Source organism: Cloacibacterium sp. TD35 (assembly GCF_028864635.1).
GTDB lineage: Bacteria > Bacteroidota > Bacteroidia > Flavobacteriales > Weeksellaceae > Cloacibacterium.
Genome location: NZ_CP104850.1, coordinates 333423 through 350405 on the forward strand (window position 1 = coordinate 333423; position 16983 = coordinate 350405).

The 16983-nt window shown below is 31.5% G+C and carries 15 protein-coding genes and 1 riboswitch; of the genes, 8 read left to right on the forward strand and 7 right to left on the reverse strand.

The window, feature by feature from the left end; all coding sequences use genetic code 11:
• The first annotated feature begins 140 nt into the window (after positions 1 to 140).
• A riboswitch (SAM riboswitch) is annotated at positions 141 to 251 on the forward strand.
• A 63-nt stretch (positions 252 to 314) separates the two neighbouring features.
• The 3 genes from N7277_RS01470 to metF are packed head-to-tail and all read left to right on the forward strand — an operon-like array spanning position 315 to position 5010.
• Positions 315 to 1325: a homocysteine S-methyltransferase family protein gene (locus tag N7277_RS01470; protein WP_274780012.1), complete on the forward strand. Its 1011-nt coding sequence runs from the start codon at positions 315 to 317 to the stop codon at positions 1323 to 1325.
• Positions 1326 to 1364: 39 nt separating this feature from the next.
• Positions 1365 to 4016: a methionine synthase gene (gene metH, locus N7277_RS01475; RefSeq protein WP_274780013.1), complete on the forward strand. Its 2652-nt coding sequence runs from the start codon at positions 1365 to 1367 to the stop codon at positions 4014 to 4016.
• 31 nt (positions 4017 to 4047) lie between these two features.
• Positions 4048 to 5010, forward strand: a complete 963-nt coding sequence (gene metF, locus N7277_RS01480; protein WP_274780014.1) for a methylenetetrahydrofolate reductase [NAD(P)H] — start codon at positions 4048 to 4050, stop codon at positions 5008 to 5010.
• On the opposite strand, the gene N7277_RS01485 is transcribed toward metF, so the two are convergent.
• The 4 genes from N7277_RS01485 to N7277_RS01500 all read right to left on the reverse strand — a co-directional run bounded on the left by N7277_RS01485 (position 5007) and on the right by N7277_RS01500 (position 9601).
• Positions 5007 to 6161, reverse strand: a complete 1155-nt coding sequence (locus N7277_RS01485) for a hypothetical protein (RefSeq protein ID WP_274780015.1) — start codon at positions 6159 to 6161, stop codon at positions 5007 to 5009. The two genes, metF and N7277_RS01485, sit on opposite strands and share 4 nt — an antisense overlap.
• 366 nt (positions 6162 to 6527) lie before the next feature.
• The gene (locus tag N7277_RS01490) at positions 6528 to 7898 is read right to left on the reverse strand and encodes an alpha-amylase family glycosyl hydrolase (RefSeq protein ID WP_274780016.1); all 1371 of its coding nucleotides are present in this window, start codon (positions 7896 to 7898) and stop codon (positions 6528 to 6530) included.
• An 82-nt stretch (positions 7899 to 7980) separates the two neighbouring features.
• Positions 7981 to 8652 carry a hypothetical protein gene (locus N7277_RS01495; protein WP_274780017.1) on the reverse strand — a complete coding sequence of 224 codons (672 nt, stop codon included), beginning with the start codon at positions 8650 to 8652 and terminating at the stop codon, positions 7981 to 7983.
• A 337-nt stretch (positions 8653 to 8989) separates the two neighbouring features.
• Positions 8990 to 9601 carry a recombinase family protein gene (locus N7277_RS01500; RefSeq protein ID WP_274780018.1) on the reverse strand — a complete coding sequence of 204 codons (612 nt, stop codon included), beginning with the start codon at positions 9599 to 9601 and terminating at the stop codon, positions 8990 to 8992.
• Positions 9602 to 10081: 480 nt separating this feature from the next.
• On the opposite strand from N7277_RS01500, the gene N7277_RS01505 reads away from it, so the two are divergent.
• Positions 10082 to 11398, forward strand: a complete 1317-nt coding sequence (locus tag N7277_RS01505; RefSeq protein WP_274780019.1) for a tyrosine-type recombinase/integrase — start codon at positions 10082 to 10084, stop codon at positions 11396 to 11398.
• Between the two features lie 55 nt (positions 11399 to 11453).
• On the opposite strand, the gene N7277_RS01510 is transcribed toward N7277_RS01505, so the two are convergent.
• Complete coding sequence (locus N7277_RS01510; protein ID WP_274780020.1) at positions 11454 to 12155, reverse strand: hypothetical protein; 702 nt, start codon at positions 12153 to 12155, stop codon at positions 11454 to 11456.
• A 417-nt stretch (positions 12156 to 12572) separates the two neighbouring features.
• On the opposite strand from N7277_RS01510, the gene N7277_RS01515 reads away from it, so the two are divergent.
• From N7277_RS01515 to N7277_RS01530, 4 genes are all read left to right on the forward strand, one after another.
• The gene (locus N7277_RS01515) at positions 12573 to 13382 is read left to right on the forward strand and encodes a hypothetical protein (RefSeq protein ID WP_274780021.1); all 810 of its coding nucleotides are present in this window, start codon (positions 12573 to 12575) and stop codon (positions 13380 to 13382) included.
• Positions 13383 to 13512: 130 nt separating this feature from the next.
• Positions 13513 to 13791 (forward strand): helix-turn-helix transcriptional regulator, encoded by a 279-nt coding sequence (locus tag N7277_RS01520; protein WP_274780022.1) that lies wholly within the window; start codon positions 13513 to 13515, stop codon positions 13789 to 13791.
• Between the two features lie 12 nt (positions 13792 to 13803).
• Positions 13804 to 14205: a hypothetical protein gene (locus N7277_RS01525; protein ID WP_274780023.1), complete on the forward strand. Its 402-nt coding sequence runs from the start codon at positions 13804 to 13806 to the stop codon at positions 14203 to 14205.
• 91 nt (positions 14206 to 14296) lie between these two features.
• Positions 14297 to 15595, forward strand: a complete 1299-nt coding sequence (locus tag N7277_RS01530) for a hypothetical protein (protein ID WP_274780024.1) — start codon at positions 14297 to 14299, stop codon at positions 15593 to 15595.
• 52 nt (positions 15596 to 15647) lie between these two features.
• On the opposite strand, the gene N7277_RS01535 is transcribed toward N7277_RS01530, so the two are convergent.
• Together N7277_RS01535 and N7277_RS01540 are read right to left on the reverse strand one after the other, a co-directional pair.
• Positions 15648 to 16214: a hypothetical protein gene (locus tag N7277_RS01535; RefSeq protein ID WP_274780025.1), complete on the reverse strand. Its 567-nt coding sequence runs from the start codon at positions 16212 to 16214 to the stop codon at positions 15648 to 15650.
• Positions 16215 to 16755: 541 nt separating this feature from the next.
• Positions 16756 to 16914 (reverse strand): hypothetical protein, encoded by a 159-nt coding sequence (locus N7277_RS01540; protein WP_342455289.1) that lies wholly within the window; start codon positions 16912 to 16914, stop codon positions 16756 to 16758.
• Positions 16915 to 16983: the final 69 nt, after the last annotated feature.

The following is a 16983-nucleotide window of genomic DNA, read 5'->3' on the forward strand; positions in this document are numbered from 1 at the left end:
TTTTTAAAATAATATGATGCGAAGGTAGAAAAAAATAAAAACTATAAAATTTCATTTAGATTAATTTTTTCAATGACAATTTCTTATTGTGAAAAAAATGATATAGCTTTGCAAAAGATTTGTTCTTTCATATAATCGAAATGTTATCAAGAAAGGTGGAGAGATTAGACTCTGTGAAACCTTGGCAACCTATCGCGTTTCTGAAACGAGAAAAGGTGCTACATTCTACTCATTTTTGGGATAGATAACACATAAAAACAGTTGATTCCCTCAACTTTTCTTGATAGCATTTCATTTTTTTTAATCACATTGAAATGCAAAATAGCGAAATACTTTATCAAAATTTACAGCAAAGAATCCTTGTTCTAGACGGAGCTATGGGAACTATGCTTCAGCGATATCAGTTTACGGAAGAAGATTATCGTGGGGAGAGATTTAAAAATTGGGAATCTCCATTGAAGGGAAATAATGATTTACTTTCTCTTACTCAGCCTCATGCTATAGAAGCAGTACACAGAAAATATTTAGAAGCTGGTGCAGACATCATAGAAACCAACACCTTTTCTGCCACTACCATTGCAATGGCAGATTACCACATGGAAGATTTGGTGTATGAACTGAATTATGAATCCGCAAAAATTGCGAGAAAAGTTTGTGATGAATTCACAGCTTTAACTCCAGATAAACCTAGATTTGTTGCTGGTTCTATTGGCCCTACTAATAAAACAGCATCTCTTTCTCCAGATGTAAATGATCCTGGTTACAGAGCAATTACTTTTGACGAGTTAAGAATTGCTTACAAACAACAAGCAGAAGCACTTTTAGATGGCGGTTCTGATATTCTTTTGGTAGAAACCATTTTTGATACTTTAAATGCGAAAGCTGCACTTTTTGCCATAGACCAAATTCAAGAAGAAAGAAAAATTCAGATTCCAATTATGGTTTCTGGCACCATCACAGATGCATCTGGAAGAACGCTTAGCGGACAAACTGCAGAAGCATTTTTGATTTCTATCTCTCATCTTAATTTATTGAGTGTAGGATTTAATTGTGCTCTAGGCGCGAAACAATTGACGCCTTATTTAGAAACCATTTCTAATAATTCTGAATTTTTCATTTCTGCTTATCCAAATGCTGGTTTACCGAATGCTTTCGGTCAATATGATGAGTCACCAGAATTTATGGCAGAACAAATCCGTGAATATGCAGAAAAAGGATTGGTAAATATCGTTGGTGGTTGTTGCGGAACAACTCCTGACCACATTGCTGCAATCGCAAAAATTGTTAAAAATTATCAACCAAGAAAAATGAATGTATCAGTATAAACCTATGGTTTTATTGGTACATTTTTATTTTAGTTAAATATGAAATATTTAAAACTTTCGGGCCTAGAACCTTTAATTATAACTCCAGAATCCAATTTTATCAATATTGGAGAAAGAACCAATGTAGCAGGCTCTAAGAAATTTCTCAGATTGATTAAAGAAGAAAAATTTTCTGAAGCTCTAGATATTGCTCGTCATCAAGTAGAAGGAGGCGCACAGATTTTAGACATTTGTTTTGATGATGGGCTTTTAGACGGAAAATATTGCATGATTAAATTCTTGAATTTAATCGCCTCAGAACCTGACATTGCCAGAATTCCAATGATGATAGATTCTTCTAAATGGGAAATTTTAGAAGCTGGTTTACAAGTAGTTCAAGGGAAATGTGTAGTCAATTCTATCAGTTTAAAAGGTGGCGAAGAAGAATTTATTCGTCAAGCCAAAGCCATCAAAAGATATGGCGCTGCGGTAGTTGTAATGGCTTTTGACGAAAATGGGCAAGCTGATAATTACGAACGCAGAATAGAAATTTGCAAAAGAAGCTATCAAATTTTGACGGAAATTGTAAAATTCCCTGCCGAAGATATTATTTTCGATTTGAATATTTTCCCTGTTGCAACTGGAATGGAAGAGCATCGCAAAAATGCTTTGGACTTCATCAATGCAACAAAATGGGTACGCAAAAATCTACCTTACGTTTCGGTTTCTGGTGGTGTTTCTAACGTTTCGTTTTCATTTAGGGGAAATGATACGGTAAGAGAAGCGATGCATTCCGTTTTCCTTTATCACGCCATCAAAGCTGGTATGAATATGGGAATCGTAAACCCTGCAATGTTAGAAATTTACGACGAAATTCCTAAAGATTTGTTGGAGCTGGTAGAAGATGTAATGCTAGACAGAAGAGATGATGCTACCGAAAGATTATTGGATTATTCTGAAAAACATAAATCCGTAAAAAAAGAAAAAGTAGAAGATTTAGCATGGCGAAATCAGCCTTTGCAAGACAGAATTACTCATTCTTTGGTAAAAGGAATTGACCGTTTTATTGAAGAAGATGTAGAAGAAGCCCGAAAAATTTCAGCAAAACCTTTGGATGTTATCGAAGGAAATCTAATGACGGGAATGTCTGTAGTGGGAGATTTATTCGGAAGTGGAAAAATGTTTCTTCCTCAAGTGGTAAAGTCTGCCAGAGTTATGAAAAAAGCAGTGGCTTATCTTCAACCGTTTATTGAAGCTGAGAAAGATTCAGCTCAAAAAGCCAACGGAAAAGTATTGATGGCTACTGTAAAAGGCGATGTTCACGACATTGGTAAAAATATTGTGAGTGTGGTTTTGGGCTGTAACAATTACGAAATTATAGATTTAGGAGTGATGGTTCCTGCAGAAAAAATTATTCAAACAGCCATTGAAGAAAAAGTAGACGTTATTGGTTTAAGCGGTTTGATTACGCCAAGTTTAGACGAAATGGTACATATTGCCAATGAACTAGATCGTCAAAACCTCAATTTCCCATTGATGATTGGTGGCGCTACAACTTCTAAGGCACATACTGCGGTAAAAATAGACCCAAAATATAAAAATGCTGTGGTTCATGTAAATGATGCTTCTAGAGCAGTTGGCGTGGTAAGTTCTTTATTGAGCAGTAGAAATGGAGCGTTTATTTCTGAACTAAAAGCAGATTATGCAGATTTTCGTGAGAAATTTTTAAACAGACAGGTTGACAAAGAATACATTTCGATAGAAGAAGCGAGAAATCAAAAATTCAAAATCGATTGGGAAAATGAGACCATCTCTGAACCTAAAAATTTAGGTATTCAATTGATTGAAAATCAAAATTTAGAAGAACTGCTTCCTTACATCGATTGGAGTCCGTTTTTCAGAAGTTGGGATTTGTTTGGAAAGTATCCTCAGATTTTAGAAGACGAAATTGTAGGAGAACACGCAGCGGAACTTTTTGCAGATGCTCAAAAAATGTTGAAGAAAATCGTGGAGGAAAAATTATTAACTGCAAAAGCAATTTTTGGAATTTTCCCTGCCAATTCTAATGAGCAAGACGATATTGAACTGAAAAACGGTGAGGAAATATTCACATTTAGAACGCTTCGTCAACAACATAAAAAATCTGATGGCAAAGAATATTTGGCTTTGAGTGATTTTATCGCTCCAAAAGATTCTGGGAAACAAGACTACATTGGTGCTTTTGCGGTGACTACAGGTTTTGGAACCGATGAATTGGCACAAAAATATGAAACAGAGCATGATGATTACAATGCGATTATGGTAAAAGCATTGGCAGATCGATTAGCAGAAGCTTTTGCAGAATATTTACACAAAAAAGTAAGAACTGAAATTTGGGGTTATTCTAGTGATGAACATCTAGAAAATGAAGATTTAATTTCTGAAAAATATGTAGGAATTCGTCCTGCTCCTGGTTACCCTGCTTGTCCAGACCATTTAGAAAAAACCACGATTTGGGAAGTGTTGAAAGTGAAGGAAAACATAGGATTAGAATTGACAGAAAGTTTGGCAATGTTCCCTACAGCTTCTGTTTCTGGATATTATTTTGCCAATCCTAAAGCAAAATATTTCGGAGTAGGAAAAATTACAGAAGACCAGCTAAAAGATTATGCAGAAAGAAAAAATATAGATTTAGAATTGGCGAGAAAATGGCTGAGCCCGAATTTAGCTTAAAATTTAAAATATTGAACTTTGAATTGAGAAAATGAAAGTTACAGAACACATACAAAACGCAAACGGAAAAACACTTTTTTCTTTTGAAATTTTGCCACCTCTAAAAGGTCAAAATATACAGTCAATATTTGATGCGATTGATCCATTGATGGAATTTAATCCTGCATTTATAGATGTTACGTACCATCGTGAAGAATATGAATATGTAGAGCGTGAAGATGGACTTCTGGAAAAACGAGTAGTAAAAAAAAGACCGGGAACTGTGGGAATTTGTGCTGCCATTCAGAATAAATATGGTGTAGATGCAGTTCCGCATATTTTGTGCGGTGGATTTTCTAAGGAAGACACCGAAAATTTCTTAATTGACATCGATTTTTTGGGAATTCATAATGTAGTGGCTTTAAGAGGAGATGCGGTGAAAACGGAAACCTATTTTAAACCCGAGAAAAACGGACATGCTTTTGCCAAAGATTTGGTAGAACAAATCGTGAAAATGAATCACGGAACTTACCTAGACGAAAGTTTAGAAAATTCTGCTTGTACAGATTTTAACATCGGTGTTGCTGGTTATCCTGAAAAACACATGGAAGCAGCAAGTCTGGAACAGGACATTTACCACCTCAAGAAAAAAGTAGAAGCAGGCGCAGATTATATCGTGACGCAAATGTTTTTCGACAATCAAAAATATTACGATTTTGTAGAAAAATGCAGAACTTCTGGTATTAACGTTCCTATTATCCCAGGATTAAAACCGATTACTACCAAGTCTCAACTAAGTATGATTCCGCATCGTTTTAAGGTAGATTTGCCTAACGAGTTGGTGATTGCCATTGCTAAAGCAAAAGACAACAAAGAAGTAAAAGAAATTGGCATCAACTGGTGCATTCAGCAGAGCAAAGATTTAATGAAAAACGGCGCTCCTGTTCTTCATTATTATTCTATGGGAAAAAGTGAAGTGGTAAAAAGAATTGCTTCTGAAGTGTTTAAAGACTAAAGCATTTTATGTCTTTCAAACGGAAAATTTCGGTCAAAAATATAACGATAAGTCGCGAGTTTTCTCGTGACTTTCGTTTCTAAATTTTCGGCAATTTTAATCATTCTTGGATTAAAATCTCCAATCCATTGCATTTCGTAATCGGTATAATTTCTGGTCTTTCTGAAATGTTTTGTGCCTTCCCAAATCATAAATCCATCGATGCCTTTTCTTTGCCATTCTGGAACAATTCCGAAAACTAAGCCAACCATTTTCTTATTTTTTATAAAAAATTTAGCCATTAAAAACTTCAATTTTTCAATCCAACCGAATTTTCCATTCAGGTATTTAAACCATTGATTCAAATCTGGAATGTTAATCCACATCGCAATGGGTTTATCGTTTTCATAAATGAACCAAGAGATGTTTTCGTCTAAAATAGGTTTCATGGTTTGAAACATTTTCAGCACTTTTTTCGCTTCTATTTGCTTTCTTTCACCATGATTTGCCCAAGCTTTGTTGTAAATTTCTGCAAAATCATGCGCAAATTTTTCCAATTGATTTTTTTTCCAATGAACTGCTTTCAAATTTGGATTTTTGGCATTCATTCTATGCCCATTCATAAAAACTTGTGAAACCTCATCGTAGACTTTCCTGCCGTAACACAATTGATTAAAATAAATCTGAAAACCATAATTTTCAAACAATTTCTGATAATACGGCGCATGAAAATTCATCCCGTACAACGGTTCATGAAAACCTTCAATGAGCAAACCCCAAAACTTATCACGCTCCCCGAAATTTATTGGACCATCCATTGCTTCCATTCCGCGTTCCCGCAACCAATTTTTACAAAAATCAAAGATGAAATTTGCTGTTTCTTGGTCATCGATACTATCAAAAAAACCAATTCCGCCAGTTTTTAACTTTTGTTCATATTTTGGATTGATAAAAACCGCAACTTTCCCTACTGTTTGATTTTCTGCATTTTTAAAAAGAAATCTTTCGCACGTTCCATTTCTGAAAAATCTATTTTTGTTGGGATTAAAAACCTCTTCAATATCTTTATCTAAAGGGCGAATGTAATTTTTCTCGTTTCTAAACAAACGAGCTGGAAATTCTAAAAATTCTTTTTGCGTTTCTGGCGAATTAACGAGAATAGATTTCAGCATACATTTAAAATCCGATTGAATGAATCGGATTTTAAATGTAGTAATTATTTTTTATTCTTTAAAAATTTGAAATATGTAAACAAAACCATTGCAATTGTAAAAAGCATCTGTATGCTCACTATCAAAATTTCATTTTTAAAAAATGCTAATCCATTTACCAAAAAGAATGAAAACAAATATGAGATGAAAAGCAGCGCAATTAGAAACAATTTTCTTTTCCAATGGATATTTAAAAACAATATTCCAACAAAAATTATCAATATTATTATAAATTCTATCAATAAAAAATAAAGTACTTCTTCTCCATGAGCAAAACATAGAAAAGGTATAAATAATAATAAAATTGAATTTTTAAAATTTTTCATTTTAATCTTTCACCAAAACTTTGTAATCCCAAGGTTTCAAAGAAACAATATAGTTTTCTTTTACTTGAATTTTTTCTTTACTAAAAAGTTCGGTGTAATTTCCTTGGAAATATTTAGAATCTAACGTCACTGTTAATTCTTCATTAGAGAAATTAAAAATAGGCAAAACAGCGTCATTATTTTTTTCACGATGGAACGAGATTACTTTGTCCATTTTATCATTGGTAATTCTTACCATTTCGCCACCGTATTTTCCGTTCCAGAGCGCTTGATTTTTGTGTTTCAAATGAAATAAAGTTGTAAATAAGGCTGCATGAGGATGGTCTTTCCATTCGATTGGGTCTTTGTCAAAAAATTTCAAACTTCTGTCTAAACCAGCTTCTTGTCCGCTATACATGAGAGGCATTCCGTTTACCACACCACAAAAAACGATAGACAATTCTAAACCTTTTCCGAAATTTCTTTGTGGCGTTCCGTTCCAAGAATTCATATCATGATTGTCTGTAAAAACCATTCTGTAAGCATTTCTAGGAACCGAACCTACATCGTGAGCTAAATATTCTACCAACCCGCCAATTCCTTTATTTTGTGTAGTGGCATCTTTTAATTTATCAAAAAGCGTCCAAGAGTAAGTCATGTCAAAAGATTTTTTGTACAAATCTCTACTTTCCCACTCCGCCAACATGAAAACTGGCTTTATTTGGTCTAATTCTTTTCTTGCATTTTCCCAAAAATCTACAGGAATAAAACCTGCTACATCTGCTCTATAACCATCAATATTAGCCTCTTTTACCCAAAATTTAAGAGATTCTGTCATGTATTGTCTAAATTCTGGATTTTCATAATCAAAATCGATAACATCATCCCAATCATACCAAGGTGTAGGTTGGAAATTTCCGTCTCTATTTTTGGTGTACCAATGAGGATGGGTGGTTGCCAAAGAATTATCCCAAGCAGAATGATTACCAACCCAATCAATGATTACGTACATTCCCATTTCATGGATTTTTTTTACCAAATTTTTAAAATCTTGCATGGTTCCAAATTCTGGATTTACCCCACGAAAATCTTTTACAGAATAATAACTTCCTAAACCTCCTTTTTTGTTTTTTTCACCAATAGGATGAATCGGCATGAGCCAAATAATATCTACACCCATGCTTTTCAGTCTAGGCAAATGTTTTTCAAAGGCTTTGAAAGTTCCTTCTGGAGTATATTGACGAAGGTTTACTTCATAAATGGTAGCATTTTTGCTCCATTCCGGATGCGTAATTTCTACATAATCTTTAGGATAATATTTCTTGTCAATTTTTTGAGAAAAAAAACTTTGAGATAAAATGACAAGGAAAAGAACTAGGATTTTTGTTTTCATTTTTCAGTAATTTCATCAAAGTTAAGAAATAAAAAATCGCTGAATATATTTTACCCAGCGATTTTAATCATATAATAATTTTTTATTTTACAACTGTTTTTTCAATAGTCATGGCTTTATCTAAAGTTGCCTTCATATTGTTCATCACATTTTCGTATGCTGGTGGCAAATCCCATTTTCCTTTAACTGGTGTCATTTGAACATTATCATTTGCTAGATAAAGTGAATTATCCGTAAGATTTACCAATCTGGTGTCAAAGTAAGTATAAGCGGCTCTACCAGTTTCTATCATACTGTAGTAAGAAATCATCATTCCGTAGTTTACATTTACGAAAAGAACTTCGTCTACTCCATATTTAGACTTTAGTGCTCTAAAATCATAATTAGAATATTTTTTAGACTTATCTGCATTTGATTTATCAAATTTAGGAGCTGTTTTAGCATCGAATTTTTCATCAATTAGCACCACTTCTTTTCCTTTTGATTTTAGGATTTCTGTGTACATATTAATTAAATCTTGTTGAGGATTCATGGTTTTGTCTATGTTTGCAAGAACTGGCTGATATTTATCTCCAGAAGTCAATGCAAGGTCTAATAAGCCCTGTGAGCCTTGTCTAAATTTAGCCGCTGGATTTACATTGACCATAACTCCAACTTTAGAAGATTTAGTCCAGTAATCAGCAGAAAGTGGAACTTGAACTTGACAACTGACAAAAAATAACGCGAGTAGCGATAATAGAAATAGTTTTTTCATTTGGTTAATTATTTAGTTGCATAAAAATATTAATTTTCTTTTGTGTTTTTGTAACTTATGTTAAAAATCATAAAAAAATCTGCAAATCATTGATTTACAGATTTTAGTGGAGTCGTAAAGAACCTAACGTTCCATTTCTCTCAACTTATCACAACTTCAACTTTATCAATGACTTACATTTATTTTTACTAACTCAAATTCACTTTTTCAAAACCCTGTGGTCACATATTGTCCACCATCACATAACCAATCTGATATAATTTTCTTCTTTTACGGGTCTCCCTGCGTTTCTCTTCGTTCCACTTCAGTCGACCCTTCATCCCGATGATTCTAGAACTCAATTAGAGACCATCTGAGACATCTTCTTTACCTTAACAATAGTTGTTGTGGAACACCCAACAATTTTTGATATTTCGTGGTAAGAATAGGTTCCTTTGGAAAGATAATCCAATATTCTCTTCGACCTATCCTTACTCAATAATCTTTCAGGGGTATCACCTGTTCCAACTCTTCTTCCTGTATACAATCCTTTCTCTTTTCTGATTCTAATTCCCTCCATTTGTCTCTCACGGATTAACCCACGTTCAAAGGAACTCATTGTTGAGAGAATGGACATTAATAGTTCGGAGAACTTGTCCACCTTACCATTCTCATCTATGTTCCTAATTAATGGGTTCTTACACTCGATTATAATCCCATTGGAGGTTAGTTCTTCCCAAACTGATAAAACATCAAGGGTATTCCTTCCAAGTCTGTCTATGGAGTGGATATGAAGTTCCTTGAGTAATCCAAGGCCAATCAATTTCTTAACCTGGGATCCCTTCGGTCTTTCAAATAGAGGTATAGAACCACTACAATAATCTGTGAAGATATAGTCGTAGTTCTTGTCTTGAAGTTGTCTCTCAGGGTTTTGGTCTAAGGTTGAAACCCTTGAATATAGTACCCTCATTTGTATCAATTTATATGTGGATACAAAGTTACTCTATTTCTGGTTCATACACAAGTATAATCAATTGATTTTCCGGTATTTAACGTTACATTTTTAACTTTACTACAAATTAGACCCTATTAAAGAGATATAATTTGAGTGGACTAAAATGAAAATCATTTAAAACATCCTAACAACAAGGGTTTCGGGATGTGAACTTGGGATGAAGATTCAGGATGAAGGAGGTTCCGAGAGGAACCTCCGTAATCACTGATAAGGGATAATGTGGAGTTGGAGGGAGTATAACAACTAAATTTATTTAAATTAAACCACCTCATCAAAAATATTAATAAAAACTAAAAACCCTTTATTAATAGTACTTTATAATGTTTTATGTAAATCTCAAAAATAAAATAGATTTAAAGTAATTTAAAATAAGTTTGCAAAATGTTTGCAAGATGTTTGCAAAGTTGTAAATTTGAATTGTTCAAACTTTACATTATGGCAACTTTAAAATTCAGATTACTATCTAAAAAGGAAAACGCACCTATTTATTGTTACTTTTCTATCGGGCGCGGAAAATTCTACCAAAGAAAAACGCGCGAAACAATAAATCCCGAAAACTGGAACACCAAAAAAGGCGAACCGAAAAACATTCAGAGCGGAACACAAAAAAGTCTAAATGATTTACAGAAACTAAAACAAAGACTTACCGAGCTCGAAAGTTATGTTTTAGAACAGTACAGAACGCGCAAAGATGACGAAATAATTAACGGTATTTGGTTAGATGAGGTAATTACCGCGTTTTATTCAGGAGGGCGTAAAATCCAACAATTAGACTATTTAGAAAACTATTTAGAATATTACAAAACAGAGGTTTTACCATTCCGTAAAATCAGAGGGCAAAGGATAACAGAATCCACCATAAAAAAACAGATTACCATTATCAATAAAATAAAAGACTTCATTAAATCCCAAAACAAAAAAATAAAAGTTTCAGATTATGACGTGAACCTATCTAATAAATTTGAACTCTATTTAGAAAATCAGGGTATTGCGAAAGGTACAATCGGGCGTTATATAAAATACCCTAAAACCATTATTTCACACGCAAAAACCGTAGGAATTGAAACAAACGAAAGTCTATCCGAAATTAAAGGTTATACCACAGAAACGCCAACAATTTACATTACAGAAACAGAACTAAAACAGATACAAAATACTATTTTCTTAAATAAGAATTTAGAAACCGCCAAAGATTGGTTAATAATAGGTTTTTACACAGGGCAAAGAGCATCAGATTTACTACAAATGAGTAAAAATAAATTAACCACACACCAAAATAAACTTTGTATTAAAGTTATTCAGAAAAAAACTAACACTACCGTTTTAATTCCTTTACACAAAGAAGTAATAAAGATTTTAGAAAAAAGAAACGGAGACTTTCCACAGAGATTTTCAGATAATTTAGAGAGTGCAAAAACATTTTTCAATAGATATTTGCGCACCATTACAAAACAGGCGAATTTAGACCGTTTAGAATACGGTAAAAAATGGAATGACGAAACAAAACGTTTTGATTATGGTAAATACCCATTACATGAAATAATATCCTCCCATGTTTGCAGACGTTCTTTTGCTACTCATTATTACGCCAAAATCCCAACGCCAATAATTATGGCAGTAACAGGACATAAAACTGAAAAAGAATTTTTAAACTATATTGGTAAAGATTTTAATGACTTATCAATAAAAATCTTTGATTTCGACATAGAAGAAACCGCAGAACCTCAACAAAATACTAAAACCGCAAATTAAACTGTAACAGGCACAACTCTATTTTGCGGTTAAGGTTTGAAAAAATCATATTATTTTAAAATTGTTCAGCAACAATTACAAAGGACTTATTAGCAGTTGGACTTGAGTCACCAGAGATATAAAATGTTACTCTATAGTAAACCCCGTCAGTAGAATCTACAATGTGCGCTATGTTCAATTCATAATTTACAATACTATTTGCCGACTCCCAACTTATATCCCTAAATGTGGTAGCGTTTGTAGTGTTGAAGACTTGGGTGTAGTTTTTATATTCAAATCCATTTGGTCCAAATTGTTGATTAAATCCCACATAAATGGTTTTGGCTACAGCAGATGTCAACGACATTTGCGGCCCCCATGTGCCACTATTATTAAAGAATCTAAAAACCATACCACCTATAGTTACTGTTTTATTGGAGTCTGGCGCTGTTGCGGAATAAATGATTTTTTTGATTGTTGAACCAGAAGTAGGGTTTATAACCTGGGGTATTCCGTCTGAATAGCCCAATACACCGTTAGCGTCCGCTAATACAGTTCGTATTCCCGTAAAGGTTTGGTTTTGTGTAGCAGAGCTTGTTCCTGCGGAGGTAGTATTAATAGCGTTAATAGCACCATTAATAGGTAAATCTCCTATTCTTAAAGTTCCGTTTACATGAAGGGATTCCGAAGGAGAAATAGTATTAACACCAACTTTTCCAGTTTGAGATAATAATAAAGTTGGAACAATGAAAAGAAGTAGTAAAAAATTTTTTGTCATCTTAGATAGTATTTTGAGAATTAAATTATTTTAATTTTTTATTATTAGTATGCTTTAGGCATAACTTTTTTAGTAAGTACAGTAGTATTTATTATTTATTTACGCTATTAATTGGGAAAGGATTTAGTTTATTATTTAGCTTTAAAACTAGATAATACATAAAGTTTTTGTGTTTTTAATTTGACTGGATTCAATGGTTATATTTTTTTTTAAAAGTAATTCGTAAATATGTATTTAAATATATTTCATCAATAGATTTTATTTATCTTGCTAATATGTATTTACTATTATAATCTTTTGCACATATAGGAATTTATGATTTGAATTATTTACAAGAACAAATAAATTATATCGAAATAAATTTAAAATCTTATTTTCAAACTTTGTAATTATATAAAAACGTTCAAACTTTTGACTATGGAAATACCATTTTATTGTTCATTCAATGATTTTCAAAATAATTATGAAAATGATTTAAAAAACTTCTTAAAAATATTTGAAGACGCCACAGAAAAAGATTATCTAAAAGAAGTACTTAAAATTTATAAAAGTTTTTTAAATGCTGGTCAAAACCATGTAATAGAAGAAATTTCTTGCGATTACATTATGGAAGACTATCCTGAATATGCTGAATTAAATTTAAACAGTTACACAGAGATAATGCAAGAAAAATTAAAAATTTATTGTTCTATTCGTGGATTTTATGACAATGAAAAAAAATTCCATGAAGATGTAGAAATATTAGACTATTGGGAAAATTGTAATATTAGAACAAAAGAAAATAAACTTGTAATTACTGACGATAGACATAAATATTACAGACAATTTTATAATTCATTTTTTGACAATATTGCACTTGACGAGTTAAAATATGACAATTTCACATTTTCTATTTTTAAAATATTAGACTTCATAAACAACAAAACAAACAAAATAGAGCCTGAAATAATACAACCTGAAAATAATATTGAGCTAACAAAAGACCAAAAAAAAAGATTTACCACACCAATAAACATTGCAATATTAAAAGAATTGGGAGTTTTTGGGATAATGGCAAAAAAGGGATTTAATCGTAAATCAATTATTGATACTTTATATCAAATAACTGGTGCAAATAGCAAGAATTTAGAAAAGTATTATGATAGCATGGTAAAAAATGACAATATAGAATTTAATAATACGCACACAAAAAAGGCAAAAGAATTTTTAAATTCAAAAGGCTACTAATTTACTGTAAATCAATTTTTTACATTTTAATTACTACTACTAAAATACTACTAAACTACTACCAAAAAATAAAATACGGTAATCGTAATTAAGAATTTTGTTTCAGAAAACGAAACAAAATTTTTTATTTATGAATACAATTCAATTTTACAGCGTAGAGCCAAACGCATTTATTAAAGAAATTACCGAAACGGTAAAAAACTCTCTATTATCCGAACTTACAAAAACCATTCAAGAGAATGAGCCAAAACGCTACTTATCCGCAGATGAGGTTTGCAAACGTTTCGGAATTACAAAACCCACGCTACACGAATACAGAAAACGTAACATTCTAAAAAGTTACAAATTAGGAGCGCGCGTTTATTACAGGTTAGACGAGATAGAAAACGCAATGATTATTAACGATTAAAATTATTGCATTATGGTAACGTTCACACCTGACAATTACAAAACCACTTTTGTTTTTGATACTGAAAAAAAGACTTTCAAACAGTACAAATTACAATCCGCAGAAATCCCACTTTTGCCCGAGCTGGTAAGATTAGAAAAAAACAATGGTTACAACTCTATAACAGGAGCAGACAACCTATTGAGAATAAGAAACGCCAATAACTGGAGCAAATGCACCCTAACAGGATTACGCCCCACAGGAATAAAACATTTCTATTATTCAGATTTGCCAATTGAGGGCGTTAAATCACTATGCGTGATTAAATACACACCCGAAACAGAGATAATAGAAATAAGAGTGTGTAAACAGTTTTATCCGTACAATTCCCACGAACGCACACGCATAATAAATACAATCATTCAAGTTTTTTAAGTCCAAAAAAAGGGAGTGCAAAACCGCATTCCCTTTTGGCGTTCAAACCTTGACAATAGACAACCTATTGACATTACAAAGATATTAATTTATGTTAGATTTTATCAAATTAAGAACTTATAATCAGGAGTTAATTAACAGAGTGTTTTTACACCCTGATTTTGTGGAATGTATAACCAAAACTTATTATTACTATTCTAAATATCAAAAAGAAATAAATAAAAAACTTCAATTAGATTTTCATAAAATAAATGACACAAATGAATTTAATTATGTAGATGTTTGTATCAGTCCGCATTATCATTTTAATAATTATCTGCATAATGGTAATGATTTAACGCCTGAAAATTGTATAAAATCAATTTTTGAGATATTATACTATTTACAAATAAAATCTTACGAACTGGACGAGCTAAAAGTGGTCAATTTAGAAGTAGGAGTTAATATAATACCCGAAACAGATGTAAAAGAATTAATAAACGGTATTTACTACTCTAAAAAAACACCTTTCATGGTATATAATTCAAAAATCCCTTATAACAGACGAACCGAAGAAAAAGTTTCAGAATACAAAATCATAAAAACGTACGCCAAAGGTTTACAATGCCATGAGAGACAGCAATATGAAGTCGATATAAATACGTTTCGTTTTGAGGTAAAAACAAAGAAACACCGCAAAATAAAATCTTTAGGCATTACCACTGCAAAAGACCTATTAAACATTGCTAAATATCCACGTTTAGCAGAAGAGGTAATAAATGAATGGCAAAACGTTTTATTAATCAATTTAACGCCTGATTTAACCACTTTAAGACGTGATGAGATACAATTTATAAAACAGTCTGTAAAGTTTGATTTTTGGAACGATTTAATAACAAAAAAACACCGTAATACAGTCAGGAATAATAAAAATAAGTATTACAATATCCTGAAAGGAAAAAACAATCTGCACCACCTCATCAAACTACAAATTATTGATAAAATTTATCAGTTATTAAATTGTGCAAATTCCCCACAGGAAACCACCATAAACAAAGGGATTCTTAAAATCAAAGAAACCGACCTAAATACTATAAAGGGTGAAAATGCACAATTAGAGCAAACAAATAGACTATGTTTAGTTACAGGTTTGCGTATAGATATGCAGAGAAAAAACAGTGTTTATTTGTCAAATACTGGTTTATTATGGTACTTTAAAAATGACATTAAAACATTCTTACAATTACAAAACAGATTTTTAACTTCAGACAAAAGAAAATTAAAAATAATTGAGCAGATATACTACATTGCGCACAATATCAGGAACACCAAAACAAACGAATATCACAATAGAAACAAATTTGTAGAACGAAACTATAATGTAAATCAGTTACAGTTTACATTTACATAAATAAAAAAACCACTTACAGAAAATGCAAGTGGTTATATTTTTTTATTAAAAGTTATTTACTACTAAAACTTAAATATATAACAAAGGCATAAAAAAGAGTTAAAATTATTTTTATTGGTTGAGATATTTTTTTATTTTTCCATACTCCCAAAAGTCCAAATGGCCATAAGAAAATACATAAAATAATTAATAACCAAATTTTTTCATACCAATGAGATGAGTTTACAGGTTTATTATTTGTTTGAGAATTATCTTTTAAAGAATTTATTTCTTCAGGACTTTTAGTTAATAAAACAGATATAGCGTTAAGTGTTTTTGCGATATGTTCGTTTGCGTTTGTAATTTCATGAGATTTGTCAAAACTTCCTATCTTTCTTCTAATCTCTATGTTTATTTCTGTTTTATTTTCATTAATCGTATTTAGATGTATATCTATGTAAACTCCAAAACTTAAAAATTCATAAGACTCAAAAGAGTATTGATTTATAACTTCATTAAAATTATACTCCTTATATTTTTTGTTTATAAGACTAATGTTTTTTACACTTTGTTTTACTTTTTCAATAGGAAAATCAATTTGAATTGATTTTTTAGGATTTGGAATTACATTTTGAAACATGATTATTATTTTTAATTAAAAACAAATATAATAATTAATAACGTACAATGTAAGCGCGAAAGAGATTAAAGATGATTAAACAATAAACTTTTTCAATTTGATTAATCACATTATTTCAAAATATATACATTTTACAATATCTTAAAAAGTAAAACAATACGCGCGCGAGGGATTTAACTTATTGTTGTCTATTTTATCTACAAAACAGAAAAGAAAAAATTAAAATTTGTACCTCGTTTTTAAATTGAGCAGAACCACTAAAAAGAATGAAATTTTTGTTAAAATTTAGAGATGTTTGCAAGATGTTTGCAATAAAAAACAAAAACCACCTGATTATCAAGTGGTTAAATTTAATTTTGTGGAGTTGGAGGGAAAACCACCTACTTACAAAACCCTTTATTAATTGGACTTTTTAAATCTTTGAACAACTTTACTCACCTAATTACTCACCTATAAATTTGTAGGTTTTTGGTTCATTTTGATAAAGTAAATTTACAAAATTTGGTCTATTATATCACTATATTTCTTGATTAATTTGTGATTAATCCGTGATTATTTCTAATACTTTTTCTTTTTCTAGACCAGTGTATTGGCAGAATTCTTCGATGGTAATAAATTGATGTGGAGGTCTGTTTAAAGAGGCTTTAATTTTGGAGAGAAGTGTGCGTGAATAGGTTTCACTTTTGCCTGTAATTTTCATTACGTCTTTTGGGTAGATGCACAGCCTAAAAAATCTTTTTTTCATACACTATCTATGCTTTTGATATGG